The following is a 24,950-nucleotide window of genomic DNA, read 5'->3' on the forward strand; positions in this document are numbered from 1 at the left end:
TGGGAGCTCCGGTCAGAACAGGGCCTCGTCCATCTCCATCAGCGGAGACAGGCCGGAGCGGGCGGTGCGGATCAGCGAGGCCGTTTCCGGCAACAGCTTGGCGAAGTAAAAGCGCGCGGTGTAGAGCTTCGCGGTGTAGAAGCTGTCGCCCGAGTCCTTCTTCTCCAGCGCGATCTTGGCCATGCGGGCGAAGAAGTAGGCGAACACCATGTGGCCGGCCACGCGCAGGTAGTCCACCGCGGCGGCGCCGACTTCATCGGGGTTCTGGAAGGCCTTCATGCCGATCTCGGTCGTCAGCTTGGTGACCTTGTCGCCGATGTCGGCCAGCGGGTTGATAAACTCCTGCATCGCCTCGTTCGTACCCTCTTCCTCGACGAAGGCGGCGATCTTCTTGCCGAACTTCTTCAGCACGGCGCCGTTGTTCGACAGGATCTTGCGGCCCAGCAGGTCCAGCGACTGCACGGTGTTCGTGCCTTCGTAGGTCATGTTGATGCGCGAGTCGCGCACGAACTGCTCGACGCCCGACTCGTGGATGTAGCCGTGGCCGCCGTACACCTGCATGCAGTGCGAGGTGGCGATCCACGCGTTGTCGGAGATGAAGGCTTTAACGATCGGCGTCAGCAGCGCGACCTCGTCGTCGGCTTCCTTGCGTTCATCGGCGTCGCCCGAGGACAGCGCCTTGTCCAGCGTCAGCGCCACGTACATCGACAGCGCACGGCCGCCTTCGGCGTAGGCACGCGCGGTCAGCAGCATCTTGCGCACGTCGGGGTGAACGATGATCGGGTCGGCCGGCTTGTCCGGCGCCTTCGGGCCGGACAGCGCGCGCATCTGGATGCGGTCCTTCGCGTAGGCCGCGGCGTTCTGGTAGGCCACCTCGGTCAGGCCCAGCGACTGGTTGCCGACGCCCAGGCGGGCGGCATTCATCATCACGAACATCGCCATCAGGCCCTTGTTCGGCTGGCCGACCAGCGTGCCGACGGCGCCGTCCAGCGCGATCTGCGCGGTGGCGTTGCCGTGGATGCCCATCTTGTGCTCCAGGCCCGTGCAGAACACCGGGTTGCGCTCGCCCAGCGAGCCGTCGGCGTTGACCTTGAACTTGGGCACGACGAACAGCGAGATGCCCTTGGAGCCTTGCGGTGCATCCGGCAGGCGCGCCAGCACCAGGTGGACGATGTTGTCCACCATGTCGTGCTCGCCGGCGGAGATGAAGATCTTCGAGCCGGTGATCTTGTAGCTGCCGTCGCCCAGCGGCTCGGCCTTCGTGCGCAACAGACCCAGGTCGGTGCCGCAGTGCGGCTCGGTCAGGCACATGGTGCCGGTCCACTCGCCGCTGGTCAGCTTGGGCAGGTAGGTCTTCTTCTGCTCGTCGGTGCCGTGGGCGTGCAGCGCCTCATACGCGCCGTGCGACAGGCCGGGATACATAGTCCAGGCCTGGTTGGCCGAATTCAGCATCTCGTACAGCGCCTGGTTCAGCAGTACCGGCAGGCCCTGGCCGCCGTACTCCGGGTCGCAGCCCAGCGCGGGCCAGCCACCTTCGATGTACTGGGCGTAGGCTTCCTTGAAGCCCTTCGGCGGCTTGACCTCGTGCGTGGTCTTGTCGAGCGTGCAGCCTTCCAGGTCGCCACTCAGGTTGATCGGCGCGAGCACCTCGGAGGCGAACTTGCCGCCCTCTTCCAGCACGGCATTGATCGTGTCCACGTCGATGTCGGCGTGCGCGGGCAACTGCTTCAGTTCGTCGACCGCGTTGAGCAGCTCGTGCATCACGAACTGCATGTCGCGCAGCGGCGGGTTGTACTGGGGCATGTCGGTCTCCTGGAGGACGGGTGAGTGTGGAAAGGAAGTAACGGTTTACCTGGACGGCACGCGGCGATGCTCTGCATCGGCCGCGATACCCGCCGCGGTGGCGTAGAACTGGACCATGCGCTCGAAGCCTGTGCCGGCCCGCGGCAGGGCGCCGGGTATGCGCATGAAGCGGGCGTCGTGGTGCAGCGAGAGGATCAGGCCGTGCAGTTCGAACAGGATCTGTTCAACGTCGGCATCGGCGCGCAGGTGGCCTTCGTCCTTGGCCATGCCGATGGCCTTGCTCATCGCCGAGTGCCAGGCATGGACCATGGCCACCAGCGCATCGCGCACCGGGCCCGGGCGGTCGTCGAACTCGACGGCGCCGCTGATGTAGATGCAGCCGGAGTCGATCTCCTGCGAGACGCGGTACACCCAGCGCTCGAACATCGCGCGCAGCCGCGGCAGGCCGCGCGGCTCGCGGATCGAGGTGAAGAACACCTCTTCCTCGAACTTCCGGTGGTATTCGGTGACGACGGCGATCTGCAGTTCCTCGCGCGAGCCGAAATGGGCGAACACGCCCGACTTGCTCATCTTCGTCACGTCCGCCAGCGCGCCGATCGACAGCCCTTCCAGGCCCATGTGCGAGGCCAGCGCCAGCGCGGCGTCGAGGATGACGGCGCGGGTCTGCTGGCCTTTCTGGAGCGAACGGGCCACGCGCACCGGCTTCGGTCGCGGAGCGGCTACGGAAGGCTTGCTGGCACTGGGCAGGGCTGACACGGCGTCGTCGTTCGGGCTGAATTCGGAGCGCGAATAATAAAACGAACGGTCGTGCTTTTTTATTAAATTTTTTCGAGCGCTGCAAAAAGCAGAGCCGCCGTGCATTCGCGGGATCTTTCGATGACATGTCGATGAACGCCTCGCCGCCATGCGGGAATTCCCCAGTGACCCCCGCCAGATCTTGAGTTAGCGCGCACTATTGCAGTACCCTAGCCGCTGGAGGTCAACGCTGTGGACGTGCTTCAACTGGATGTCTCTGGCCGGCCGCAAGCCTGGATCACGACCCGTGAAGCCGCCGTGATCTACGCGAGCGACGGCATTGCCTGGACGCTTGGCGACCCGTGCCAGACGCTGCGCGGTGGCCTGCAGCGCCGCACCGGCCAGCAGTCGCGCATCGAGGTCCACCCGATCGTGGCGGTGCGCGGCGCCGTCCCCAGCCGGGCCTGGCGTCAGGCTCCGGCCCTCTCCAACAGCAAGCTCTTCCTGCGTGACCGCCACGTTTGCGCCTACTGCGGCCACACCCATCATCTGGACGACCTGACCCGCGAGCACATCCAGCCCACATCGCGCGGCGGCCAGGACACGTGGATGAACTGCATCACCGCCTGCCGTGGCTGCAACGGCCGCAAGGGCAACCGGCTGCCGGAGGAGGCGAACATGAGCCTGCTCTACCTGCCCTACGTGCCCAGCCTGCACGAAGACATGATCCTGCGCGGCCGCCGCATCCTGGCCGACCAGATGGAGTTCCTGCTCGCCAGCGTGCCGCGCTCGAGCCGTCTGCATGGCTGAACCGACACATAAGCTGCGGCTCGTTGCTTGAAGGTAAAGACGTCTTGGCCGCGTCAACGTCGGCACAATATGCCCCGTTGGGCGCTCATCGCCCCCGTGGAGTTCGCATCATGTTGAAGAAGATTTTGATCGTCGCCAGCGTCGTCGCCCTGAGCGCCTGCGCCACCAGCAGCCCCGACGTCGTGCAGTACCGCGACACCCAGCGCATGTCGACCGTGCAGGACGCGACGGTCCTCTCGGTCCGCCCCGTCACGGTGGATGGCTCGCAGAGCGGCATCGGCGCGGTCAGCGGCGCGATGGTCGGCTCGGTGGCCGGTGGCGGCGTCGGCGGCAACTGGCGTGACCGCCAGGCGGGCAGCGTCGTCGGCCTGATCGCTGGCGCGCTGATCGGTAACGCGGTCGAGCGCAGCTCGACCCGCCAGGATGGCTACGAGATCCTCGTGCAACTGCGCAATGGCGAGCGCCGCTCGGTGATCCAGGGCCGCGGCGAAGAGACGCTGGCTGCGGGCGACGCGGTGATCCTGACGACCACCGCCGGCAAGACCCGCATCACGCGTGCGCCGGTCGTCGTCGCGCCCGACAGGAGCTGATCGCTCCCTCGGCGAACAAGCCGCAGCCTCGCTGCGGCTTTTTTCATTTCGGCTTGCGGATCAGCGTGCGCTGGAACCAGGCCTCGTTCATGCGTTGCAGGAAGACCGCGTTGATCGGGAGGCCCGACTTGTCTGCCAGCACCGCCTCGGCCCCGCAGTAGGGGCACATCGCCGTCTGCTGCTCCACCGCGCTCGGGTCGTTCATGTTGTCCATGGTCAGGCCCAGCCAGCCGACGATCTCCTCGGGCGGGAAGACCTCCATGCAGTTGCAGCAGCCGCAGCGTTTGCTGGCCTGGATCTGCCCAAAGTTGTTGGACAGGTAACGATAGGCGGCGAGCAGCTCGTTCATGCGCCGAGTGGAATCGATCGGCGCATGCCGGTCAATCGAGTAACTCGTTATGTCAGCGGTTCCTCCACAAGGGAGTGGAACCGGCGCCGCGCGCCGCAGCGTATAAGTCGGGCCGATGCAGAACATCTTCATCAGCTACCGGCGCGACGACACCGAAGGCCAGGCCGGCCGCCTGTTCGAGGCGCTGCGCAGCGAGTTCGGGGCGGAGCATGTGTTCATGGACGTGGCGACGATCGAACCCGGCGTCGACTTCCGCCGCGCGATCGAGCGCAACACCGCCGACTGCGGCGTGCTGCTGGCGCTCATCGGCCGAGGCTGGCTCACCCTGACGGACGAACAGGGGCGGCGCCGCATCGACGACCCGGACGATTTCGTGCGCCTGGAGACCGCGGCCGCGCTGAAGCGCGACATCCCGGTCGTGCCGGTACTGGTGCACGGCGCGCAGATGCCGCGCGCGGATCAGCTGCCGGCCGACCTGCACGACCTGGCCTACCGCAACGCCGTCGAGCTGAGCCACGCGCGCTGGGATTCCGACGTGCAACTGCTGATCACCGCGCTGCGGCGCGTGCTCGAACGCACGCCGGGCGGCGAGCCCTCGCCGCGGCGACGCTGGCTGCCGCTCGGCGCCGTCGGCGCGCTGGCGGCCGCGACATTGGCCGGCATCCATTTCTGGCCGGCTGCGAAGCCATCCGTCGTGCCGCCGGTGGTCCTGTCGGCCTCGACACCGCTGACGCTGCCGGCGACCGGCGCCGGTCCCGCCTCGGCCCCGGCTTCCACGCCGACGCCCGCTCCAGCCCCCGCACCGACGCAACCCACGGCCCACGGCAGCGGCATCTGCGTCAACGGCTATGTGTGGCGCGAGGCGCGGCCGGGCGACATCGTCTGCGTCACGCCCAAGCGCCGCTCGATCACGGTCAACGAGAACCAACAGGCCGACAGCCGCCGACGGCCGAAGGGCGGCGCCAGCGGGCCGGACACCTGTGTCGTCGGCTTTGTCTGGCGAGAGGCCTTCGATGGCGACCATGTCTGCGTCAAGCCGGCCTCGCGCGAGGCCGCTGCCGAGGACAACCGCGAAGGCCCGTCCCGCGTCGTGCCCTGAGCCGCGCTGAACGGCAGGCCGGCGCTCAGAACGACTTCTTCGCCACCTTCTGATGCTCGGTGGGCACCAGCATCAGCGCCGCCGAGCCGTAGTACTTGTGGAACTCGGCCACCATCTCGCCCTTGGCGATCACCGGGTCGCTGGCCGTCAGCGCGCGCGCCTCGTCGATGTCCTTCACCGCGAAGATGAACATGCCGCGCCAGCCGTCCGTGCCGTCGAAGGGACCGGCCACCGCCAGCTTGCCTTCGTCGGCCAGGCGCTTGATGTTGGCGAAGTGGCCTTTGAACATCTCGTCGCGCTCGGGCCCGGCGGGCATCTTGTTCGGCCCGGTCTTCAGGATCACCAGCACATAGGCACGCATGCCGTGCTCGTCGGCACCGACGCTCTTGGCCAGGGCCTCGTCGAAGGCCGGTGCCTGGGCCAAGGCGGCCGGCATGGCGCAAGCCAGCAGCGCGGCGATTGCGATTCGAAACATCGTCGTCTCCTTCAAGCGGCATGCCATCGTAGCGGCGGCCTCCACAATGCCCCTCCATGAAAACACGCCCCCTGACCCTCCTTCTTGCTGCCCTGCTCGCCGCCGCCAGCGCCCGCGCCGCCGATGACCTGCCTCAGCTCAAGCCCTACCTCGCCCAACCCGGCTGGCTGACGCCGATCGCGCCGCTGCGCATCGCCGACCACACCTGGCAGGTCGGCGCCGCGGGCATCACGGCGCTGCTGATCAAGACCGAGGCCGGCGCGGTGCTGATCGACGGCGGCATGCCGCAGGCGGCCGAGCTGCTGCTGGCCAACATCCGCAAGCTGGGCCTGCAGCCGGGCGACGTGAAGCTGATCCTGAACACCCATGCCCACGCCGACCACGCCGGCCCGCTGGCCGCAGTCAAGCGCGCCACCGGCGCCACGCTGGTCGCGAACGCCGAATCGGCCGCGCTGATGGCCCGCGGCGGTACGCACGACATCCACTTCGGCGACGACATCGCCTACCCGCCGGTGCAGGCCGACCGCCTGATCCAGGACGGCGAGCTCATCCAGCTCGGCGCCATCACCTTCACGCCCACCTTCACCCCCGGCCACACGCCCGGCAGCACCAGCTGGACCTGGACAGACACGCAGGGCGGCAAGCCGCTGCGCATCGCCTATGTCGACAGCCTCAGCGCGCCCGGCTACCAGTTGGTCGGCAATCTCGGCTACCCGCACATCGTCGAGGCCTACACGGGCAGCATCGCGCGGATCCGCACCCTCCCCTGCGACCTGCTGCTGACCCCACACCCCGACCAGAGCGGCTGGAACTATGCCGACACGGCGAACCCGCATCCCCAACCGATGAGCTGCCGCGCCTACGCCGACGAGGCCGAAGCAAACCTGAAGTCGCGCCTGCAATCCAAGCAATAAAACCCAAAACAGGTCAAAGTTCGCTCTTGTACGGCTGAAGTCCCGCTCCTACCATCCGCGCACACCGCCTCAGAGCGGTTCGCAGAAGAACACAGGAGACAGGCCCCGGCCATGAGAAGCACGCGAGCCCCCGCGTTGTCCGCCACCGAGCTTGCGGTGCTCGAGGGCGTGATGTGGTCGCACGGCCCGTCGCGCGATGCGCTCTGCTCGCACCTGAATTCCTCGAAGACGCGGGCCAACGCACTGGTCGCCGGCCTGATCGAACAGGGCTGGCTCGACGAGATCGGCCCGCGCGCCTCTTCCGGTGGCCGCCGCGCCGAGACCCTGCAGCTGCACCGTGGCCTCGGCGTGCTGCTGGGCGTGGACCTCGGCGCCACCGGCGTGGACATCGCCGTGCTCGGCACCGACCTGCAGGTGCTGGCCCGCCATGCCGAACCGGTCGACGTGCGCGAGGGTCCCGGTGTCGTCTTCACCTTGATCCGCACGCTGATGCGCCGCCTGCTCGCGCAGCTGAAGCTCAAGCCCAGGGACGTGCTGGCGATCGGCATCGGCGTGCCCGGCCCGGTCGATTTCGAGAGCGGCCAACTGGTCGAGCCGCCGCTGATGCCGCTGTGGGACCGCTACTCGATCCGCGACGACCTGCGCGCCGAGTACGAGGCCCCGGTCTGGGTGGACAACGACGTCAACCTGATGGCGCTCGGCGAGCTGTGGCGGCTCAAGCGCACGCTGCCGAACTTCCTCGTCATCAAGATCGGCACCGGCATCGGCTGCGGCATCGTCTGCCACGGCGAGGTCTACCGCGGCGCCAACGGCTCGGCCGGTGACGTCGGCCACATCTGCGTGGACCCGGCCGGCCCGCGCTGCCGCTGCGGCAACCTCGGCTGCGTGGAGGCGATGGCCGCCGGCCCGGCGATCGCGCGGCTGGGCCAGGAAGCGGCGCAGGCTGGCGAAAGCGAATGGCTGGCCCGCACGCTGGCCGAGCGCGGCGGCGAGCTGACGCCCGAGGACGTGGGCAACGCCAGCCGCCACGGCGACGCCGCCGCGAACGCGATCGTCCAGCGCTCGGGCGCCCTGGTCGGCCAGATGCTGGCCTCGGTGGTGAACTTCTTCAACCCGTCGCACGTGTTCATCGGCGGCGGTGTCACCGGCATCGGGCCACTGTTCCTCGCCTCACTTCGGCAGAGCGTCTACCAGCGCTCGCTGGCCCTGTCGACGCGGCACCTGGAGATCGTGCTGTCGCCGCTGGGCGAGAACGCCGGCGTGATCGGTGCCGGGGTGCTGGCGCTGCAGGAGGTGCTGCGCTTGTCGGTGTCGTCCAGACGGGAAAGGGTGGCAGCATGACTTTCACGGTGAGCTTCGACCAGATCACCAAGAGCTTCGGCCCGGTCCAGGTCCTGCACGGCGTTTCGTTCGAGCTGGAGCCCGGCCGCGTGTACGGCCTGCTGGGCGAGAACGGCGCCGGCAAGAGCACCCTGATGAAGATCCTGGCCGGCTACGAATCGCGCAGCGGCGGCCGGCTGCTGCTGGCGGGCCGCGAGGTCAACTTCCAGGGGCCGCGCGACGCCGAGACCGCGGGCATCGCGATGATCCACCAGGAGTTCGCGCTGGCCGAAGACCTGACGATCATGCAGAACGTCTTCCTCGGCCACGAGAAGACCAAGGGACTGTGGCTCGACGACGCCGCGATGCGCGCCGAGACCGCGCTGGTGCTGAAGGAAGTGGGCCTGCAGGCCGCGCCGGACACGCCCGTGCGCCGACTGATCGTGGCCGAGAAGCAGCTCGTCGAGATCGCCAAGGCGCTGCAGCGCGAGGCGCGCCTGCTGATCATGGACGAGCCCACCGCCACCTTGACGCCCGGCGAAACCGAGCGCCTGTTCGCGCTGATGGCCCGGCTGAAGGCACGCGGCGTGACCATCATCTACATCTCGCACAAGCTCGACGAGGTCGAGCGCGTCACCGACGACATCGTCGTGATGCGCGACGGCCGCTTCGTCGCCCGCGACCACACGTCCCAGGTCTCGCGCCAGCAGATGGCCACCTTGATGATCGGCCGCGAGCTGGCCGACCTCTACCCGCGCAAGGACCCGCGGCCCGAAGGCGCGCCGCTGATCCGCGTGCAGGGGCTGAACGTGCCCGGCTGGGCGAAGGACATTTCCTTCGAGGCCGCGCCCGGCGAGATCCTCGGCTTCGCCGGCCTCGTCGGCGCTGGCCGCACCGAGCTGTTCGAGGGCCTGCTGGGCCTGCGCCCCGCCACCGTGGAGCGGGTGGAGATCGCCGGCCACGCGGTGCGCATCCGCAGCCCGCGCGAGGCGGCCGACCTGGGCCTCACCTACCTCAGCGAAGACCGCAAGGGCAAGGGCCTGCACGTCAACTTCCCGCTGCGGCAGAACCTGACCCTGATGGCGCTGAAGCAGTACTGCCGACCCTGGCTCAGGCCCGATGCCGAGCAAAAGGCGCTGCGCGAGGCGGTGGACGCCTTCGGCATCCGCACCGGCTCGCTGACGATCAAGGCGGCCTCGCTGTCCGGCGGCAACCAGCAGAAGCTGGCGCTGGCCAAGGTGCTGCATCCGAATCCGAAGGTGATCGTGCTGGACGAGCCGACGCGCGGCGTCGACGTCGGCGCCAAGCGCGACATCTATTTCCTGATCCAGCGCCTGGCCCGCGAGGGCCGCGCCGTGATCGTGGTCTCCAGCGAGCTGATGGAGCTGATCGGCTGCTGCCACCGCATCGTCGTGATGCGCGGCGGCGTGCAGCAGGCCACGCTCGCATCCGACGAGAAACTGACAGAAGAGGTCTTGATCCGCCATGCAACAGGAACGCACTGACTCCACCTCGGCCACGCCCTGGTGGGTGCGGCTGCACGGCCTCGGGCCCTTCGCGGGCCTGGCGCTGCTGTGCATCGCCGGCACCTTGCTGAACGGCGATTTCGCCACGATCGACAACGCGATGAACGTGCTCACCCGCACGGCCTTCATCGGCATCATCGCGGTGGGCATGTGCTTCGTGATCATCAGCGGCGGCATCGACCTGTCGGTCGGCTCGATGGCGGCGCTGATCGCCGGCTGCGTGATCTGGGTGATGAACGCGCTCGGCACGCGCGGCCTGCCGCCGCTGGCGATCGTGGCGCTCGGCGCGGGCTTCGCCGTGCTGCTCGGCGCGGTCTTCGGCCTCGCGCACGGCCTGCTGATCACGCGCGGGCGCATCGAGCCCTTCATCGTCACCCTGGGCACCCTGGGCATCTTCCGCGCCTACCTGACCTACCTGTCCAACGGCGGCGCGATCACGCTGGACGACAAGCTGGCAGACGTCTACGCGCCGGTGTACTACGGCGCGCTGCTGGGCGTGCCGGTGCCGGTGTGGGTGTTCCTCGTCGTCGCCGTGCTCGGCGCGCTGCTGCTGAACCGCACCGCCTACGGCCGCTACGTGCAGGCCATCGGCTCCAACGAGCAGGTGGCCCGCTACGCGGCGGTGGACGTGGACCGCATCAAGCTGCTGACCTACGTGCTGCTGGGCGCCTGCGTCGGCATCGCGACGCTGCTCTACGTGCCGCGCCTGGGCTCCGCCTCGCCGACCACCGGCCTGCTATGGGAGCTGGAGGCCATCGCCTCGGTGATCGTCGGCGGCACCGCGCTGAAGGGCGGCGCGGGCTCCATCACCGGCACCGTCGTCGGCGCCGTGCTGCTCTCGGTCATCAGCAACATCCTGAACCTCACCAGCATCATCAGCGTGTACCTCAACGCAGCCGTCCAAGGCTTCGTGATCATCGCCGTCGCATTCACTCAACGGCGTCGTTCCTAGCAGTGCTGTAGCAGTTAGTTCCCACCCCAACCAACGGAGACAAGACGAGATGAACAAGATCACCCGCAGAACCGCAGTGGCCGCCCTCCTCGCCGCCAGCAGCGTCGGCGCCTTCGCGCATAACAAGATCAACCTGGGCGTGTCGATCCCGACGGCCACGCACAGCTTTGCCGCCGGCATCGTCTTCTGGGCCAACGAGGCCAAGAAGGAGCTGGAAGCCAAGTACCCGGACATCAAGGTGACGGTGAAGACCGCCGCCAATCCCGCCGAGCAGGCCAACCAGTTGCAGGATTTCATGACGGTCACGAAGATCAACACGCTGGTCGTCTTCCCCTTCGAATCGGGCCCGCTGACCAAGCCGGTCGAGCAGATCCACAGCAAGGGCGTCTACGTCACCGTCGTCGACCGCGGCCTGACGAACCCCTCGGGCCAGGACGCCTACGTGGCCGGCGACAACACCGCCTTCGGCAAGATCCCGGCCGAGTACATCGCCAAGCAGCTGGGCGGCAAGGGTGAGGTCGTCGCGCTGCGCGGCATCGCCTCGACGCTGGACAACGAGCGCATGGACGCCTTCAACGCCGTGATGAAGAACTATCCCGGCATCAAGGTGCTGGACGCCAAGTACGGCAACTGGAACCGCGACGACGCGTTCAAGGTGATGCAGGACTACCTGACCCGCTTCAAGCACATCGACGCCGTCTGGGCCGCGGACGACGACATGTCCGTCGGCGTGCTGAAGGCGATCGATCAGGCCAAGCGCACCGACATCAAGCTGGTGTTCGGCGGCGCCGGCGCCAAGGGCAGCATCAAGACCTTGATGGACGGCAGCGACCCGCGCATCCAGGCCAACGTCTCCTACTCGCCGAAGTTCATGTACGACGCGATCAAGATGACCGCCGAGGCGCGCCTGAAGGGCGAGAAGCTGCCGGCCAACAACATCGTGCCCTCGGTGCTGATCACCAAGGAAAAGGCCAAGGACTTCTACTTCCCGGATTCGCCGTTCTAAGCAGGAGCGCCCCATGACCCGCCCCATCACCCTCTTCACCGGCCAGTGGGCCGACCTGCCGCTGGCCGAACTCGCGCCGCTGGCCAAGCGCATGGGCTACGACGGCCTGGAGCTGGCGTGCTGGGGCGACCATTTCAACGTGCAGCAGGCGCTGCGCGAACCCGGCTACTGCGCGGCCCAGCACGCGATCCTGGAGAAGCACGGGCTCAAGTGCTTCGCGATCGGCAACCACCTGGTCGGCCAGGCCGTGTGCGACCTGATCGACGCACGTCATGAGGCGATCCTGCCGGCCCACGTGTGGGGCGACGGTGATCCCGAAGGCGTGCGCCAGCGCGCCGCCGCCGAGCTTGCCGACACCGCACGCGCGGCCAAGGCCTTCGGCGTCAAGACCGTCACCGGCTTCACCGGCTCATCGATCTGGCATTCGATCTACGCCTTCCCGCCGACGCCGCAATCGTTCTGGGACGCCGGCTTCGCCGACTTCGGCCGCCGCTTCACGCCCATCCTCGACGTGTTCGACGACTGTGACGTCAACTTCGCGCTGGAGGTCCACCCGACCGAGATCGCCTTCGACATCGCGTCGAGCGAGCGCGCGCTGGACGCCGTCAACCAGCACAACCGCTTCGGCTTCAACTTCGACCCCAGCCACCTCGGCTACCAAGGCGTCGACTACATCCGCTTCATCCGCCAGTTCGGCCCGCGCATCTTCAACGCGCACATGAAGGACGTCTGGTGGGGCAAGGGCGACGGCACCGTCGGCACCTTCGGCGGCCACACCAGCTTCGGCGATGCGCGTCGCACCTGGGACTTCCGCAGCGTCGGCCGCGGCATGATCGACTTCGAGTCGCTGATCGTGGCACTCAACGACGTCGGCTACCAGGGCCCGCTGTCCGTCGAATGGGAGGACAGCCGCATGGACCGCGTGCACGGCGCGACCGAGAGCGCGGCCTTCTGCCGGCGCCTCGACTTCGAACCGGCACACGGCGCCTTCGACGCCGTCTTCGACAAATCCAAGCAGGGAGGCATGGCCGGATCATGAATCCCGCGCGACTGAGAAAGCTCCGCTACGCGATGGTCGGCGGCGGGCGCGACGGCTTCATCGGCGCCATTCACCGCCACGCGATGGCGCTGGACCAACGTTACGAGCTGGTAGCCGGTGCGCTCTCCTCCACGCCCGACAAGGCCCGCGCCTCGGGCAAGGATCTAGGCCTGGCCGACGATCGCAACCACGGCTCCTGGCGGGACCTGCTGGCCGACGAGCTGCAGCGCCCGCCGGAAGAGCGCATCGACCTGGTCAGCATCGTCACGCCCAATCATGTCCATCACGAGGTGGCCCATGCCTTCGCCGATGCCGGCTTCCACGTCGTCTGCGACAAGCCACTGGTGCATACCAGCGCGCAGGCGCAGAGCCTCGTGGACATCGTCGCGCAGCGCGGCACCGTGTTCGGCGTGACCTACAACTACACCGGCTACCCGATGGTGCGCCAGGCGCGCGAGATGGTGGCCGGCGGCGTGCTCGGGCCGCTGCGCAAGGTCATCGTCGAGTACAACCAGGGCTGGCTTGCCACCGCGCTCGACGACAACAAGCAGGCTGGCTGGCGCACCGACCCGGCGCGCAGCGGCATCGCTGGCGCGATCGGCGACATCGGCTCGCATGCCGAGAACCTGATGCACACGGTCACGGGCCTGGAGATCGAGAGCCTCTGCGCCGACCTCACCAGCTTCGTGCCCGGCCGCAAGGTGGACGACGACGGCAACCTGCTGCTGCGCTTCGCAGGCGGCGCCCGCGGCGTGCTGATCGCCTCGCAGATCGAGGTGGGCTGCGAGAACGACCTGCGGCTGCGCGTGTTCGGCGAGAACGGCTCGCTCGAGTGGCACCAGGAAGACCCGAACCGCCTGATCCACGCGCCGATCGACGGTCCGCGCGTGACGCTGACCCGCGGCTCACCCTGGCTCGGCGAGGCCGCCAAGAAGGCGACGCGCACGCCGGCCGGGCATCCTGAAGCCTTCATCGAGGCCTTCGCCAACGTCTACATGGGCGTGGCCAACGACATCCACGCACGCCTCGCCACCGGCCAGCCGGCGGCGCGCAGCGAGGCCGACTACCCGAGAGTCGAGGACGGCGCACGCGGCGTGCGCTTCATCGAGAAGACGGTGGAGTCGTCGAAGTCCGATCTCAAGTGGACGCCGTTCAATTGACGGCGGCCAGCGCGTAGCCGATCGCCGCTCGCACCGCCGCCACCTGCGCGGCGTTGCATTGCGCGGGCGAGGTGCGCGGGCTGTCCGGGTAGACCTCGGTGGTCGTCGTGAAGCGTGCGCCCGTCATCGCAGCGCACAGGTGCGAGCGCGACACAGCGAAGGCGATCACGCCGTGCTGCTGCAGCGGGCAGTCGATGATGTTGCCCTTCGCGTCCGGCTCGGCGATGTGGGTCACGGGCGCCACGGCCTCGATCACCGCGCGCTGGAAGCCCGGCTGCGGGCGTTCCGAGTCATCGACGAGGTAGAAGCCATCGGGGATCTCGCCGGGCTCGAAGGGCTTGCCGTCACGTGCGGCCAGCGCCGGGCGGAACTCGGACTCGTCGGTGTCGGTGGTCTCGTGCAGGTCGATGTGCATCAGCACCCGGCCTTGCAGCGGCGCGAGCAGGGCCAGCAGCGCGGCCGACTCGGCCGCCTTCGTGCCGGCGAAGAAGTTGCGGTTCGGGTCCAGTGCATCGAAGTTCCAGCGCTGGATGCGCTCGTAGCCCCAGGGGCTGACGCAGGGCACGACCAGCAGGTTCGCGCGGCTGGACCAATCCTCGCCATGCTCGCGCAGGAACTGCAGCGCCCCCTGCACGCCGCTGGTCTCGTAGCCGTGCACGCCACCGGTCACCAGCATCGTCGGCAGCTCGTCGCGCCAGCCACGGCTGCGCAGCGCCAACAGCGGGAACTGCTGGCCGTCGTAGTCGAGCCGGCCATAGGTCTCGACGTCGAAGCGCGCGGCCAGCGCCTCGATCGGGGCCACGACCTCGTCGGCATGGCTGCGCTGCTTGCGTTGGGCTGCGCGCCAGGCGGCGCGTTCGGCCTCGCCCCAGGGCTGGCCCGGCGTGCCGATCGGATAGGAAGTGCTCATGGAATCTCTGCTGCGAAAGCGTGGCGAAGCCGGAACCTTACTCCAGCCAGCGCCCGATCAGCCCCATCGCCACCGTCGTCCGCACGAGGTTGCGATGCGTCGTGCCGTCGAGCCGCTGCACTTGCACCGCGCAGCCTGCCGCGCGCAATGCCGTGGCCAGCGCCATCGAATGCGCATGCGGCACCTGGCGATCACGCTCCGCCAGCAGCATCAGCACAGGGCAGCGCAGGCCCGCGGCCGCGGCCAGCGAATCGAGCGGCGAGCGCAGCAGCGGCAGCAAGGGCAGGAGCCACCAGGATCGGGCCAGCACCGCGCGCAGGCTCTGCGGCGGCGTGATAAGCATGAGGCTCTCGGCCGGCCGGCCCTGCGCCGCCAGCCGTGCGGCCAACTGCATCGCGACACCGCTGCCGATGCTGCGGCCGGCCAGATGCAGCGGTGCCGATTCTCCGAAGCGCTCGCGCGCCCAGTCGGCGATCGCAGCGGCATCGGCCACGCAGGCACGCTCCGAGGGCCAGCCACCGCTGTCGCCGAGGCTGCGGTAGTTGAAGGCCAGCAGCGCACAGTCGTCGGGCAACCAGCCGCCGAGGTCCGGCGTCCAGCCCACATGTTCGTTGCGGCCGCCGAACCACAGCAGCACACGCCGCGGCGCCGCACCGTCGGTGAGGCTCAGCCAGCCCTGCAGCCGCACGCCGCCGGGTCGCTGCAGCAGCACCGGCTCGGCCGTGCGTCGCTGCGCCGCCGGGCCGGCCGGTGCGCGGCGCAGGATCCAGGTGCGGCCGAACAGCAGCTTGCCCTGCAGCAGGGCCGCGGCCATGGCGATCAGGCCCAGCGGCAGCGCGACGGCGAAGCCGGCCGCCGCGAGCAGGCTCACGCTGTTTCCAGTACCGCCAACGGGCGGCTCCAGGCCTCGAAGCGCTCGATGTCCATCGGCTTGGCGAGCAGGTAACCCTGCACCAGGTCGCAGCCCAGGCGCTTGAGCACCGCCAGCTCGGCCGTGTTCTCGACGCCCTCGGCGCTGACCTGCAGGCCCAGGCCGTGGCCCAGCATGATGATGGAGCCGAGCAGTTCCTCGCGCTTGGCATCCTGATCGACACCGTCGACGAAGCTGCGGTCGATCTTCAGCTCGTGCACCGGCAGCCGCTGCAGATAGGCCAGCGAGGACTGGCCGGTGCCGAAGTCGTCGATCGCCAGCCGCACGCCCAGGCGGCGCAGCGAATGCATCACGTGGATCGGGTCCTGCGTGCTGGCCATCAGGCCGGTCTCGGTGAGTTCCAGCTGCAGCAGCTCGGCGGGCACGTTGGCGCGGCGCAGCAGCGCCTCGATGCGCGCGGGCAGCAGGCCGTCCTGCACGTCCAGCGTGGAGATGTTGACCGAGATCGGCGGCACGCCGTCCGGGAAGCGATCCTCGGCGCGCCAGCGGGCCAGCGTGTCGACCGCCTGCTCCAGCATCCACTGCGTGATCTGGCGGATGCGGCCGGTGCTCTCGGCGAAGGGCACGAATTCGCTCGGCGGCAGCCAGCCGCGTTCCGGGTGCTGCCAGCGCACCAGCGCTTCCACCCCAGCCACGACCGGCTCGCCGCCGACCAGGCTCAGCTTGGGCTGCACGAACTGCCGCAACTGGCCCTGCGTGATGGCCGTCTCCAGCTCGGACAGCAGGCTCAGGTGCGAGAGCCGGTCGGCCTCCAGCTCGGGGTCATACAGCGAGACCTCGTTGCGCAGGCGCTTGGCCTCGAACATCGCCTGCTCGGCGCGCTGCAGCAGGGTCTCGGCCTTGTGGCCATGCGCGGCGTACAGCGCCACGCCGATCGACACGCTCAGGTCCAGCGCCTGGCCGTGCCACAGCTGCCGGCGGTTCAGCGCCGCCTGCAGTACCGAGATCTCGGCACGCCAGGCCTCGGCGTCCTGCAGCGGCAGCAACGCGACGAAGGTCCCGCCGGCCAGGCGCCCGCACAGCACGCCCTCGCTGCCGAGCAGGGCCAGGCGCTGGGCCAGCCCGACCAGCATCGAATCGCCGGCCTCGAAGCCCAGCACGCCGTTGACGGTCTTCAGCCGGTCCACGTCCAGGCACAGCAGCGCGGCTGCACCGTCCGGGTGTTGCGCGAGGTGCCGGTCCACCGCGGCGGCGAAGCGTGTGCGCAGCGGCAGGCCGGTCAGCGAATCGGTGCCGGCCATCTCCAGCAGGCGGCGCTGGCGCTCGTCCACCGCCATCGCGAGCACGTTCATCGAGGCAGCGAGCTGGCCCAGTTCGTCACGCCCGTCGACCACGATGCGGTGGCCGTAGTCGCCCTCCGCAATCGCACGCGCGCCTGCCTCGACCTGCTCCAGCGGCCGCAGCACGCTGCGCGACACCAGAACCGCCAGCAGCGCGCCCCCGGCCAGGGTGGCGACGCACAGCAGCTGGATCAGGCTCACTCCCTGCCCGAGCTGCTTGAACTGCTCCGCCGCCAGGGCCACCAGCAGCAGCGGCAGCGCCAGCAGCAGGGCGAACAGGACGCGCAGCCGGGTGGCGATGCGCAGCCTGGACAGCAGGCGGATCAGGCGCTCGGCGAACATTCGGGCCGCCCGCTCAGTGTGCGTCCGCCAGGCCCGCGCGGACCTGGTTGCGGCCGCCGCGCTTGGCCTCGAACAGGGCCTCGTCGGCGCGCGCGTAGGCGTCGCCGAAGGCGCCGTTGCCAGGTGTCCAGCTGACGCCGAAGCTGGCCGTCACGACGCGGCCCGGAAGACAGTCGAACGGGCGGCCGGCGATCGCCTGGCGCATCGCCTCGGCCTGCCGCACCGCGCCGTCGATATCCACCCGCGGCAGCAGGATCGAGAACTCCTCGCCGCCGACGCGGCCGATCTCGGCCGGTCCCGCGTGCGCCGACGTGGCACTGCGCAGCCGGTTGACCACCTCGCAGATCACCGCGTCGCCGGCCGGATGGCCGAAGGCGTCGTTGATGCTCTTGAAGAAGTCGATGTCCAGCACCACCAGCGACAGCTCGCCGCGCTGCAGGTGCAGGCTCGCGCGTTCGAAGATGGCGCCGCGGTTCAGCGCGCCGGTCAGCGAGTCGTGACGGGCCTTGTATTCGAGCTGGGCGGCGAGCCGGTGCAGCTCGTCGTTCAGCACGTTCAGCTCGCGTTCCTCGCGGTCGCTGCGGCGGATCAGGCGGCGGCTCTCGCGCATCAGCCGCTCGAAGTGGCCGACCAGGTCGGACAGCGCGGCGCGGTACTGCTCGGCGGGCAGCGCCGGATCGTCGCGCGCGGCCAGCGCGCGTTCGAGCGCCGCGGCTTCCTGCTCGAACAGATCGGGGGCCGGCTTCATCGCGAGGATCTCAGCTGTCGACGGCATGGAGCTCGACGTCGAGGTTGGGGAAATCCGCCATCAGCTCTTCACCGAACTCGCGGATCGTGTCGTCCTCGGCGTCGTGCAGCCACAGCAGCAGCACGCGGCGGCCATCGGCGGCGGCGCGGTCCAGCAGGTCGAACAGCGTGAACAGCATCTTGGTGCTGGAGCTGTTGAAGTAGGTCAGCGAGACCTCGATGGTCAAGGTGGACTCGGCGGCCGGCTGGGCGAGGAACTCGCGCAGCGCCGCGATCACCGGGTTGTAGAACGCGGCCGCGTTCTCGGGGAAGGACTCGCCGCGCAGCGACAGGCGCTGCTCCGCGAAGCGGAACTCCACCTCGGGCGAACTGGGCGTGGCCGGGATGTGCAAGGGGCTCATGCTCATGGCTTAGATCGTGGTCTTGAGGACGAACATGGCCGTGGCCGCATCCCCGTTGGTCTTCTGGAACTCGAACTCCAGCGGTTCGCTGGCGTCGCGGGCCATCGTCAGGAAGCCCAGGCCCGCGCCCTTGCTGTCCTCGGGTGTCTCGCTGCGCAGTTGCTCGCGGTAGCTGGCCTTGATCTCGTCCAGGGTCATCGTGCGCAGCGTCTCCAGCCGCTCGCGCAGCATGTCGGCCACTTCCAGGTCGACCGGGTTGGCGCACAGCAGGAAGTAGCGGCCCTCCTCGTCCATGCCGATGCAGACCGAGCCGTGGCGCAGTTCGTCGCGGTCCTGCTGCGGCGGGGTCAGCGCATCGGCCGAGTAGTGGATGATGTTCTGCGCCATCTCGACGAAGCAGGAGAACAGGCGCCGGCGGATCGGCCCGGCCGTGCCGGCCTGCTCGAAGCGCAGGCGCACCGCCTCGGCCATCGCGCTGACGATGTTCTGCGAGAAGTAGCCGACGTAATAGAAGATCACGTTCTTCTGCCGCGCCAGTTCACAGAACTCGCTGTACTGCGTGTAGCGCTCTTGTTCTTTTGGATGGGTGCTCATGAGGGAAGTCGGAAACCGAAAAGCGTGAGGTCGTCGCGGCGGAACTGTCCGCCCTGGTAGTCGGCCAGCTCGGCCATCAGTGCGGCGCCGAGGCGAGGCATCGGCAGCTCGCGGTGGCGCACCAGCGCGTCGCGCAGCCGGCGCTTGCCGAAGGCGATGGACTTGGGGCCGCCGATCTGGTCGATCAGGCCGTCGGTGCAGGTCATCAAGAGCGAGCCGGGCTTCAGCGCGATCTTCTTGCTGGTCCAGCGCGCGTCGGACGGCGTGTCGGCATAGCCCATGCCGAGCCGGTCCGCGTCCACGATCTCGACGCCGGCCTGCCCCGGTTCCAGCAGCAGCAGCGGCGTGCGCGCGCCGGCGTAGGAGAGCGTCTGCGTGGTCGCGTCGAACCACAGGAAGGCTGCGTCCAGGCCGTCGTTGGAGGCCGTGGTGACACCGTCCTGCTGGGCCAGCGCGCTCTTGATGGCCAGGCTCACCTCAACCATCAGCGCGGCCGGGTCCTGCGGGCCCAGCTTGTCCAGCGCCTGCTTCAGGGCCGAGAAGGCGATCAGGGTCAGGAAGGCGCCCGGCACGCCGTGGCCGGTGCAGTCCGCCACCGCGGCGAACCAGCCATCCGGGAAGTCGACGAACTGATAGAAGTCGCCGCCGACCGTGTCGCGCGGCTCCCAGACCAGGCAGGCATCGCCCAGCCGGTTGGAAAGCGCATCGGCCGAGACGCTCAGCATCGAGCGCTGCAGCACGCTGGCGTACTCGATGCTCTGCATGATGTGGCGGTTGCGCTCGGCCTGCTGTTCGGCGATCACGCGCATCAGCTCCAGGCCGTAGCCCAGGCCCTTCAGCTTGCCGTCCTCGACAACGAGAAAGCCGTCGGCCAGGGCCTTCTCGCCCGACTCGACCGTCAGCAGCGCGAGCTGCTCGATCGTCGTGGCCGCATCGACGATCAGCGGTTCCTTGTCCATGAAGGCGATGCAGCTCTTCTTCTCGAACAGCTCCTTGTAGAAGGGCTTGGAGATCTGCGAGAGGAACAGCGAGCGGTTGATCAGGCCGATCGGGCGGCCGTCCTCGACCACCGGCAGGCTCACCATGTCGCGGTGACGGCCGAGGATCTCGTAGACCTGCGCATTCGTGTGCTCGGGCGTGGCGGCGACGCAGGCGGCCGCGAGGTCGCCAGCCACGGGCTGGGCGAATCGCGCACGCGGCGGGGCCAGGGTTTGGGCAAAGCTCAAGAGTGGTGCTCCCAACGACGATGGAGTAACGAGTTATTTGTACGGAGCGTACGCACGCGCGGCGCCGGCTCTATGACAGAACGTTGACAAGACGTGTCCCCCGTGCCGAAGCTCACGAAATGGGCGCGAAGCTAGACTGCGCCGATGGCATCGCCCAACACGCAACCCGAGTTCTTCGAAGGCCCCGAGGCACTGCGCCGCTGGCTGGCCGCGCATGGCGCGGAGGCGACCGAGCTGCACGTGGGCTTCGTCAAGGCCGGCACCGGGCGGGCCAAGCTGAGCTGGCCGCAGGCGGTGGACGAGGCCCTGTGCGCCGGCTGGATCGACGGCGTGCGCCACCGCATCGACGACGAGCACTACCGCATCCGCTTCACGCCGCGCAAGCCCAGCTCGCACTGGAGCGCCATCAACATCGCGCGCATCGCCGAACTGCGCGCGCAGGGCCGGATGACACCGGCCGGCGAGGCGGCCTTCGCCGCGCGCAGCGAGGAACGGTCGGCCCGCATGCCCCACGAGCAGAAGGACGAGTTCATCGCCTTCGGGCCGGCCGAGCTGAAGGCCCTGCGCGCCGACAAGGCGGCCTGGCGCTACTTCGAGGCCTCGCCGCCCGGCTACCAGCGCGTGGCCATCTGGCGCGTGATGAGCGCCAAGCGGCCCGAGACGCGCGAGCGCCGCCTGGCCGACCTGATCGCCGCCTGCGCGAAAGGCCGCCGGCTGGAGTCCGCGCGCAGCAAGACCTGACCCCGGTCAGCCATCCTCCCCCGTCGTGCGGATACAGGGGACGCCGGGTCAGTTGACGGTCAGGATACGGCGACCACGCTGAGGGCCTGCGAAAGGAGTTCATCGTGGCCAAACCCAAGACCAATGCCCGCTTCGGCTGGGTCCCCGACCTGCCCGACCATCGCGACCACACCTTTGCCGCGCCGGTGGCCGTGCAGGCCAACCTTCCGCCCAAGGTCGACCTGCGGCCGCTGTGCCCGCCCGTCGTGGACCAGGGCCAGCTCGGCAGCTGCACGGCCAACGCGATCGGCAATGCCCACCGCTTCGACCAGATCAAGCAGGGCGCGCCGAAGAACTTCATGCCCTCGCGCCTGTTCATCTATTACAACGAACGCGCGATGGAAGGCACGGTGAACAGCGACTCGGGCGCGCAGATCCGCGACGGCATCAAGAGCATCGCCAAGCTGGGCGTCTGCGACGAGGCGGACTGGCCCTACGTGATCACCAAGTTCAAGACCAAGCCGCCCGCCCCGCTGTTCAAGAAGGCGCTGGCCAACCAGGCGCTGACCTACCGGCGCCTGACGCAGAACGCCTCGCAGATGAAAAGCTGCCTGGCCTCGGGCTATCCCTTCGTGTTCGGCTTCACCGTCTACGAGAGCTTCGAATCGCAGGTGGTGGCCAAGAGCGGCGTCGTGCAGATGCCCGCCGCCAGCGAATCGGTGCTGGGCGGCCACGCGGTGATGGCGGTCGGCTACGACGACAAGAGCCAGCGCTTCATCGTGATGAACTCCTGGTCCACCAGCTGGGGCCAGAAGGGCTTCTTCACGATTCCCTACGCCTACCTGATCGACACCGGCCTCGCATCCGACTTCTGGACGATCAGCACCATCGCCACCTGAACACCCGCCCGCACCCAGATAACTGTCCGGTGACATCGGCACATAACGCTCTACCTCGGTGGATTCCCTCGGGGGCATGCGTTGTGGTTACTTAGGACTATCATTTCCTCGGCATCACAAGGGAGCGAGGAAAAAACAATGGGTGAGAAGATGGCATTCCGGGCCCGCAACCCGGAGCAGACGCGGGCCGACATCCTGGCCGCGGCACGCGCGGAGTTCGCAAAGCTGGGCCTGGCCGGCGCGCGGGTCGACACGATCGCCGACGCCTCGGGCGCGAACAAACGGATGATCTACCACTACTTCGGCGGCAAGGAACAGCTGTTCGAAGCGGTGATCGAGGAGGCCTACGTCGGCATCCGCGCTGGCGAGAGCGAGCTGGGCCTCGACGAGATGACCCCGACCGACGCGCTGCATGCGCTGGTCGTGGCGACCTGGCAGTACTACCTGGACAACCCCGAGTTCATCACGCTGGTGAACAGCGCCAACCTGCACCAGGCGCGCCACATCGCCGGCAACAAGCAGCTGCGCAAGCTGCAGAAGGCCTATGTCGAGCGGGTCGCCGGGATCCTGCAGCGGGGCGAGGCGCAGCGCAAGTTCCGCAAGGGCATCGACCCGGTGCAGCTCTGCATCACGATCGCCGCGATCGGCTTCTACTACCTGACCAACCGCCACACCGGCGGCGTGCTGTTCGGCTTCAACTTCATGAGCCGCGACGCCCTGGCCAAGCGCCTGCAGTTCAACCTGGACACGGTGATGCGGCTGGTGCTGGTCTAGCGGCCGTCCGCCACGCCGTCTGCAGCGATTTCCAGCTCGCGGCGCGGCAGCCGCGCCAGCCAGTGCGCCTCGATCTCCGCCACCGACAGCGGTCGTGCGAAGTGGAAGCCCTGGACCTGGTCGCAGCCCTTGCGCTTGAGCAGGTCGGCGGCGACCTGGGTTTCCACGCCCTCGGCGACGACCGTCATGCCGAAGCCGTGGGCCAGCTGGATCGAGCTGCGCACGATCCGGCGGTCGCCCTCGTCGGTGTCCAGATGGGTGACGAACATCCTGTCGATCTTCAGCGTGTCCACCGGCAGACGCTTCAGGTAGGCCAGCGAGGCATAGCCGGTGCCGAAGTCGTCGATCGACAGCCGCACGCCGATCGCGCGGATGTCGTGCAGGCGCTTGAGCATCAGCTCCGGATAGCGCATCACCGCGCTCTCGGTGACCTCCAGCTCCAGCAGCTGCGGCGGCACATCGGCATCGGCCAGCAGGGTGCGCACCGTGTCGGCGAAGTGCTGCTCCAGCAGGTTGTTGGCGCTGATGTTGACGGCCACCGGCATCTCGTGGCCGATCGCGCGCCAGCGCGCCACCTGGCCGATCGCCTTCCTCAGCACCAGCTCGGTGAACGGATGGATCAGCTCGGTCGTCTCGGCCAGCGGCAGGAAGCTCACCGGCGGGATCGGGCCCTTGGTCGGATGCGTCCATCGCGACAGCACCTCCAGCCCGACCAGCGCGCCGTCCGCCAGCCGCAGCTTGGGCTGGTAGACCAGGGTCAGGGTCTCGTCGCGGATCGCCTTGGCGAACTCGGCCCGCATCGCCAGCGCCTCGGGCGTGAAGTGGTCCAGCGTCTCCTCGTACGCGCGGTGCGAGGCGAGGTCCTGCTTGGCCCGGTACATCGCGATGTCGGCGCAGCGCAGCAACTCGGTCGAGGTGCGCGCGTCCGCCGGATGGGCCGCCACGCCAATGCTCGCCGTCACGGCCAGCTCGACGCCGTGGATGATCATCGGCGTGTTCAGCGCGGCCTGGATTTCCTCGCACAGGCGCGTCACCGCGCCGGCTTCGTTGCCAGCTTCGTTGCTGTCGGCCGGCAGGTCCGGCACGCAGATCGCGATCTCGTCGCCGCCCAGCCGCGCGACGCAGGCGCCGCGCCCCTCGACCAGCGTCTTCAGCCGCGCGCCCAAGGTCTTCAGCACGGTGTCGCCGGCCGCGTGGCCCAGGGTGTCGTTGATGTCCTTGAAATTGTTGAGGTCCAGCAGCAGCACGTGGAAGCTCTCGCCGACCAGCGCGCGCCCGATCAGGCCGTCCACGAAGGCGCTGAAGGCGTAGCGGTTGGGCAGGTCGGTCAGGAAATCGTGGCGGAGCATGTACTCCTGCCGGTCCATGTGGTCGCGCTGCTGCAGCAGCGCGCGGCGCAGGCGCAGGCCGAACACGAGTACCGCCAGCACGCCCACGCTCAGCACCATCAGGGGCCCCATCGCCAGGCTGCGCCACTGGGCCTCCAGCGCCGTCTCGGGCACGCCGGTGGAGGCGATCAGCGGCAGCACGGCCGAGTTGGAGTAGCCGAAGATCGTCGGCCGGCCGTCCACCGTGCTGGCACGCGCGAAGCTGCCGCTGGGCGTGGCGGCGCAGATCTTCAGCACCACCTCCGGGACCGGCTTGCCGTTGGCCTCCAGCACGCCTTCCTCGGTGCGGTAGCGGATCAGGCGGCGGCCGTCGGTGGTGAACACCGTGACGAAGCTGCCCGGCAGCACGCGCAGGCTGGACGCGTTGGACAGCAGCCGGGTGGCCGGCACCAGCGCGAACACGACGCCGCCGGCGTCGAGGCTGGCCGGCGCGGGGATCTCCACCGGCATGTACCAGATCTCGCTATCCGGCAGCCGCACCAGCGAGCCCAGGCGCAGGCCGCCGGCCGGCACGTCGAAGCTGAGGGTTCTCGCGGCGGCTGCGCTCAGGTGGATCTCGCCGGCCGCATCGACCAGCAGCAGGCCCTGCTCGGTCCGCATGCCCAGGTAGGTGGACAGCGTGTCGTAGCGCATCGCGACGCGCAGCGCGTCGAGCCGGTCCTGGCGCGAGACGACGGTGCGGCCGCTGAGGTCCGCCGCGACGTTCTGGACGCTGAAAATCGGCTGCGTCAGCAGCTCGGTGATCGAGGACTGCATCGCGACCGCCAAGTCCTCCTGGTTGCGATGCGCCGTGCTCCAGACCTGGGTGCGGTCCCGCACGACCAGGTAGACCGCCGTGCCCACCAGCAGCAGCATCGCCAGGCCCAGCATCAGGGCCGAGCGCCGGTAGCGCCGGGCGAACTGGGCGCCGCGCTGCGGACTGATCAGGGGGTCGGCGCTGCTGCTCATCGTGAGGGAAAT

25 protein-coding genes are annotated in these 24,950 nt (G+C 68.8%); 13 read left to right on the plus strand and 12 right to left on the minus strand.

Annotated features, from left to right (window positions below; genetic code table 11):
• Positions 1-12: 12 nt before the first annotated feature.
• Positions 13-1,803 carry an acyl-CoA dehydrogenase C-terminal domain-containing protein gene (locus tag SNE35_RS05215; protein ID WP_320421806.1) on the minus strand — a complete coding sequence of 597 codons (1,791 nt, stop codon included), beginning with the start codon at positions 1,801-1,803 and terminating at the stop codon, positions 13-15.
• Between the two features lie 45 nt (positions 1,804-1,848).
• The gene (locus SNE35_RS05220) at positions 1,849-2,502 is read right to left on the minus strand and encodes a TetR/AcrR family transcriptional regulator (RefSeq protein ID WP_320422358.1); all 654 of its coding nucleotides are present in this window, start codon (positions 2,500-2,502) and stop codon (positions 1,849-1,851) included.
• 288 nt (positions 2,503-2,790) lie between these two features.
• Between SNE35_RS05220 and SNE35_RS05225 the strand changes: the two genes are divergently transcribed.
• Together SNE35_RS05225 and SNE35_RS05230 are read left to right on the plus strand one after the other, a co-directional pair.
• Entirely contained in the window at positions 2,791-3,348 is a 558-nt protein-coding gene (locus SNE35_RS05225) for an HNH endonuclease (RefSeq protein ID WP_320421807.1), read from the plus strand.
• 110 nt (positions 3,349-3,458) lie between these two features.
• Positions 3,459-3,938: an outer membrane lipoprotein gene (locus SNE35_RS05230; RefSeq protein WP_320421808.1), complete on the plus strand. Its 480-nt coding sequence runs from the start codon at positions 3,459-3,461 to the stop codon at positions 3,936-3,938.
• 43 nt (positions 3,939-3,981) lie between these two features.
• Here the strand turns inward: SNE35_RS05230 and SNE35_RS05235 are convergent, their stop codons facing one another.
• A complete protein-coding gene (locus SNE35_RS05235) occupies positions 3,982-4,287 on the minus strand; it encodes a hypothetical protein (RefSeq protein ID WP_320421809.1) in 306 nt (101 codons plus the stop codon).
• A 115-nt stretch (positions 4,288-4,402) separates the two neighbouring features.
• On the opposite strand from SNE35_RS05235, the gene SNE35_RS05240 reads away from it, so the two are divergent.
• Positions 4,403-5,386, plus strand: a complete 984-nt coding sequence (locus SNE35_RS05240; protein ID WP_320421810.1) for a toll/interleukin-1 receptor domain-containing protein — start codon at positions 4,403-4,405, stop codon at positions 5,384-5,386.
• Positions 5,387-5,411: 25 nt separating this feature from the next.
• Here SNE35_RS05240 and SNE35_RS05245 read toward each other — a convergent pair whose 3' ends face one another.
• Entirely contained in the window at positions 5,412-5,861 is a 450-nt protein-coding gene (locus SNE35_RS05245; RefSeq protein WP_320421811.1) for a YciI family protein, read from the minus strand.
• A gap of 56 nt (positions 5,862-5,917) precedes the next feature.
• On the opposite strand from SNE35_RS05245, the gene bla reads away from it, so the two are divergent.
• The 7 genes from bla to SNE35_RS05280 all read left to right on the plus strand — a co-directional run bounded on the left by bla (position 5,918) and on the right by SNE35_RS05280 (position 13,778).
• A complete protein-coding gene (bla, locus tag SNE35_RS05250; protein WP_320421812.1) occupies positions 5,918-6,775 on the plus strand; it encodes a subclass B3 metallo-beta-lactamase in 858 nt (285 codons plus the stop codon).
• Between the two features lie 111 nt (positions 6,776-6,886).
• Positions 6,887-8,116, plus strand: coding sequence for an ROK family protein (locus SNE35_RS05255; RefSeq protein ID WP_320421813.1), 1,230 nt, complete (start codon positions 6,887-6,889; stop codon positions 8,114-8,116).
• Positions 8,113-9,600, plus strand: a complete 1,488-nt coding sequence (locus SNE35_RS05260; protein WP_320421814.1) for a sugar ABC transporter ATP-binding protein — start codon at positions 8,113-8,115, stop codon at positions 9,598-9,600. The genes SNE35_RS05255 and SNE35_RS05260 overlap by 4 nt, the downstream gene beginning before the upstream one ends.
• A complete protein-coding gene (locus tag SNE35_RS05265; RefSeq protein ID WP_320421815.1) occupies positions 9,581-10,573 on the plus strand; it encodes an ABC transporter permease in 993 nt (330 codons plus the stop codon). The genes SNE35_RS05260 and SNE35_RS05265 overlap by 20 nt, the downstream gene beginning before the upstream one ends.
• A gap of 49 nt (positions 10,574-10,622) precedes the next feature.
• A complete protein-coding gene (locus tag SNE35_RS05270) occupies positions 10,623-11,579 on the plus strand; it encodes a substrate-binding domain-containing protein (protein WP_320421816.1) in 957 nt (318 codons plus the stop codon).
• A 13-nt stretch (positions 11,580-11,592) separates the two neighbouring features.
• Positions 11,593-12,618 (plus strand): sugar phosphate isomerase/epimerase family protein, encoded by a 1,026-nt coding sequence (locus SNE35_RS05275; RefSeq protein WP_320421817.1) that lies wholly within the window; start codon positions 11,593-11,595, stop codon positions 12,616-12,618.
• Positions 12,615-13,778: a Gfo/Idh/MocA family protein gene (locus SNE35_RS05280; RefSeq protein ID WP_320421818.1), complete on the plus strand. Its 1,164-nt coding sequence runs from the start codon at positions 12,615-12,617 to the stop codon at positions 13,776-13,778. Before SNE35_RS05275 ends, SNE35_RS05280 begins: the two co-directional genes overlap by 4 nt.
• On the opposite strand, the gene SNE35_RS05285 is transcribed toward SNE35_RS05280, so the two are convergent.
• From SNE35_RS05285 to SNE35_RS05315, 7 genes are read right to left on the minus strand one after another with little or no spacing between them, the layout of a single operon-like run.
• On the minus strand, positions 13,771-14,688 hold the full coding sequence (locus SNE35_RS05285; protein ID WP_320421819.1) for a M14 family metallopeptidase: 918 nt from the start codon (positions 14,686-14,688) through the stop codon (positions 13,771-13,773). The two genes, SNE35_RS05280 and SNE35_RS05285, sit on opposite strands and share 8 nt — an antisense overlap.
• Positions 14,689-14,725: 37 nt before the next feature.
• The gene (locus SNE35_RS05290) at positions 14,726-15,559 is read right to left on the minus strand and encodes an alpha/beta hydrolase family protein (protein WP_320421820.1); all 834 of its coding nucleotides are present in this window, start codon (positions 15,557-15,559) and stop codon (positions 14,726-14,728) included.
• A complete protein-coding gene (locus SNE35_RS05295) occupies positions 15,556-17,241 on the minus strand; it encodes a putative bifunctional diguanylate cyclase/phosphodiesterase (RefSeq protein WP_320421821.1) in 1,686 nt (561 codons plus the stop codon). Before SNE35_RS05295 ends, SNE35_RS05290 begins: the two co-directional genes overlap by 4 nt.
• 13 nt (positions 17,242-17,254) lie before the next feature.
• Positions 17,255-17,989 (minus strand): GGDEF domain-containing protein, encoded by a 735-nt coding sequence (locus SNE35_RS05300; RefSeq protein ID WP_320421822.1) that lies wholly within the window; start codon positions 17,987-17,989, stop codon positions 17,255-17,257.
• A gap of 10 nt (positions 17,990-17,999) precedes the next feature.
• Positions 18,000-18,389 (minus strand): DUF1987 domain-containing protein, encoded by a 390-nt coding sequence (locus SNE35_RS05305; protein ID WP_320422359.1) that lies wholly within the window; start codon positions 18,387-18,389, stop codon positions 18,000-18,002.
• Positions 18,390-18,398: 9 nt separating this feature from the next.
• Positions 18,399-18,983 carry a SiaB family protein kinase gene (locus tag SNE35_RS05310; RefSeq protein WP_320421823.1) on the minus strand — a complete coding sequence of 195 codons (585 nt, stop codon included), beginning with the start codon at positions 18,981-18,983 and terminating at the stop codon, positions 18,399-18,401.
• Entirely contained in the window at positions 18,980-20,209 is a 1,230-nt protein-coding gene (locus SNE35_RS05315; RefSeq protein WP_320421824.1) for a SpoIIE family protein phosphatase, read from the minus strand. Before SNE35_RS05315 ends, SNE35_RS05310 begins: the two co-directional genes overlap by 4 nt.
• A gap of 144 nt (positions 20,210-20,353) precedes the next feature.
• On the opposite strand from SNE35_RS05315, the gene SNE35_RS05320 reads away from it, so the two are divergent.
• The 3 genes from SNE35_RS05320 to SNE35_RS05330 all read left to right on the plus strand — a co-directional run bounded on the left by SNE35_RS05320 (position 20,354) and on the right by SNE35_RS05330 (position 22,602).
• Positions 20,354-20,950, plus strand: a complete 597-nt coding sequence (locus SNE35_RS05320; RefSeq protein WP_320421825.1) for a YdeI/OmpD-associated family protein — start codon at positions 20,354-20,356, stop codon at positions 20,948-20,950.
• Positions 20,951-21,054: 104 nt separating this feature from the next.
• Entirely contained in the window at positions 21,055-21,828 is a 774-nt protein-coding gene (locus SNE35_RS05325; RefSeq protein WP_320421826.1) for a C1 family peptidase, read from the plus strand.
• A gap of 150 nt (positions 21,829-21,978) precedes the next feature.
• The gene (locus SNE35_RS05330; RefSeq protein WP_320421827.1) at positions 21,979-22,602 is read left to right on the plus strand and encodes a TetR/AcrR family transcriptional regulator; all 624 of its coding nucleotides are present in this window, start codon (positions 21,979-21,981) and stop codon (positions 22,600-22,602) included.
• On the opposite strand, the gene SNE35_RS05335 is transcribed toward SNE35_RS05330, so the two are convergent.
• Positions 22,599-24,938 carry a putative bifunctional diguanylate cyclase/phosphodiesterase gene (locus tag SNE35_RS05335; protein WP_320421828.1) on the minus strand — a complete coding sequence of 780 codons (2,340 nt, stop codon included), beginning with the start codon at positions 24,936-24,938 and terminating at the stop codon, positions 22,599-22,601. The two genes, SNE35_RS05330 and SNE35_RS05335, sit on opposite strands and share 4 nt — an antisense overlap.
• Between the last annotated feature and the right edge of the window lie 12 nt (positions 24,939-24,950).

This window comes from Roseateles agri (genome assembly GCF_034043675.1).
Classification (GTDB): Bacteria; Pseudomonadota; Gammaproteobacteria; order Burkholderiales; family Burkholderiaceae_C; genus KK5.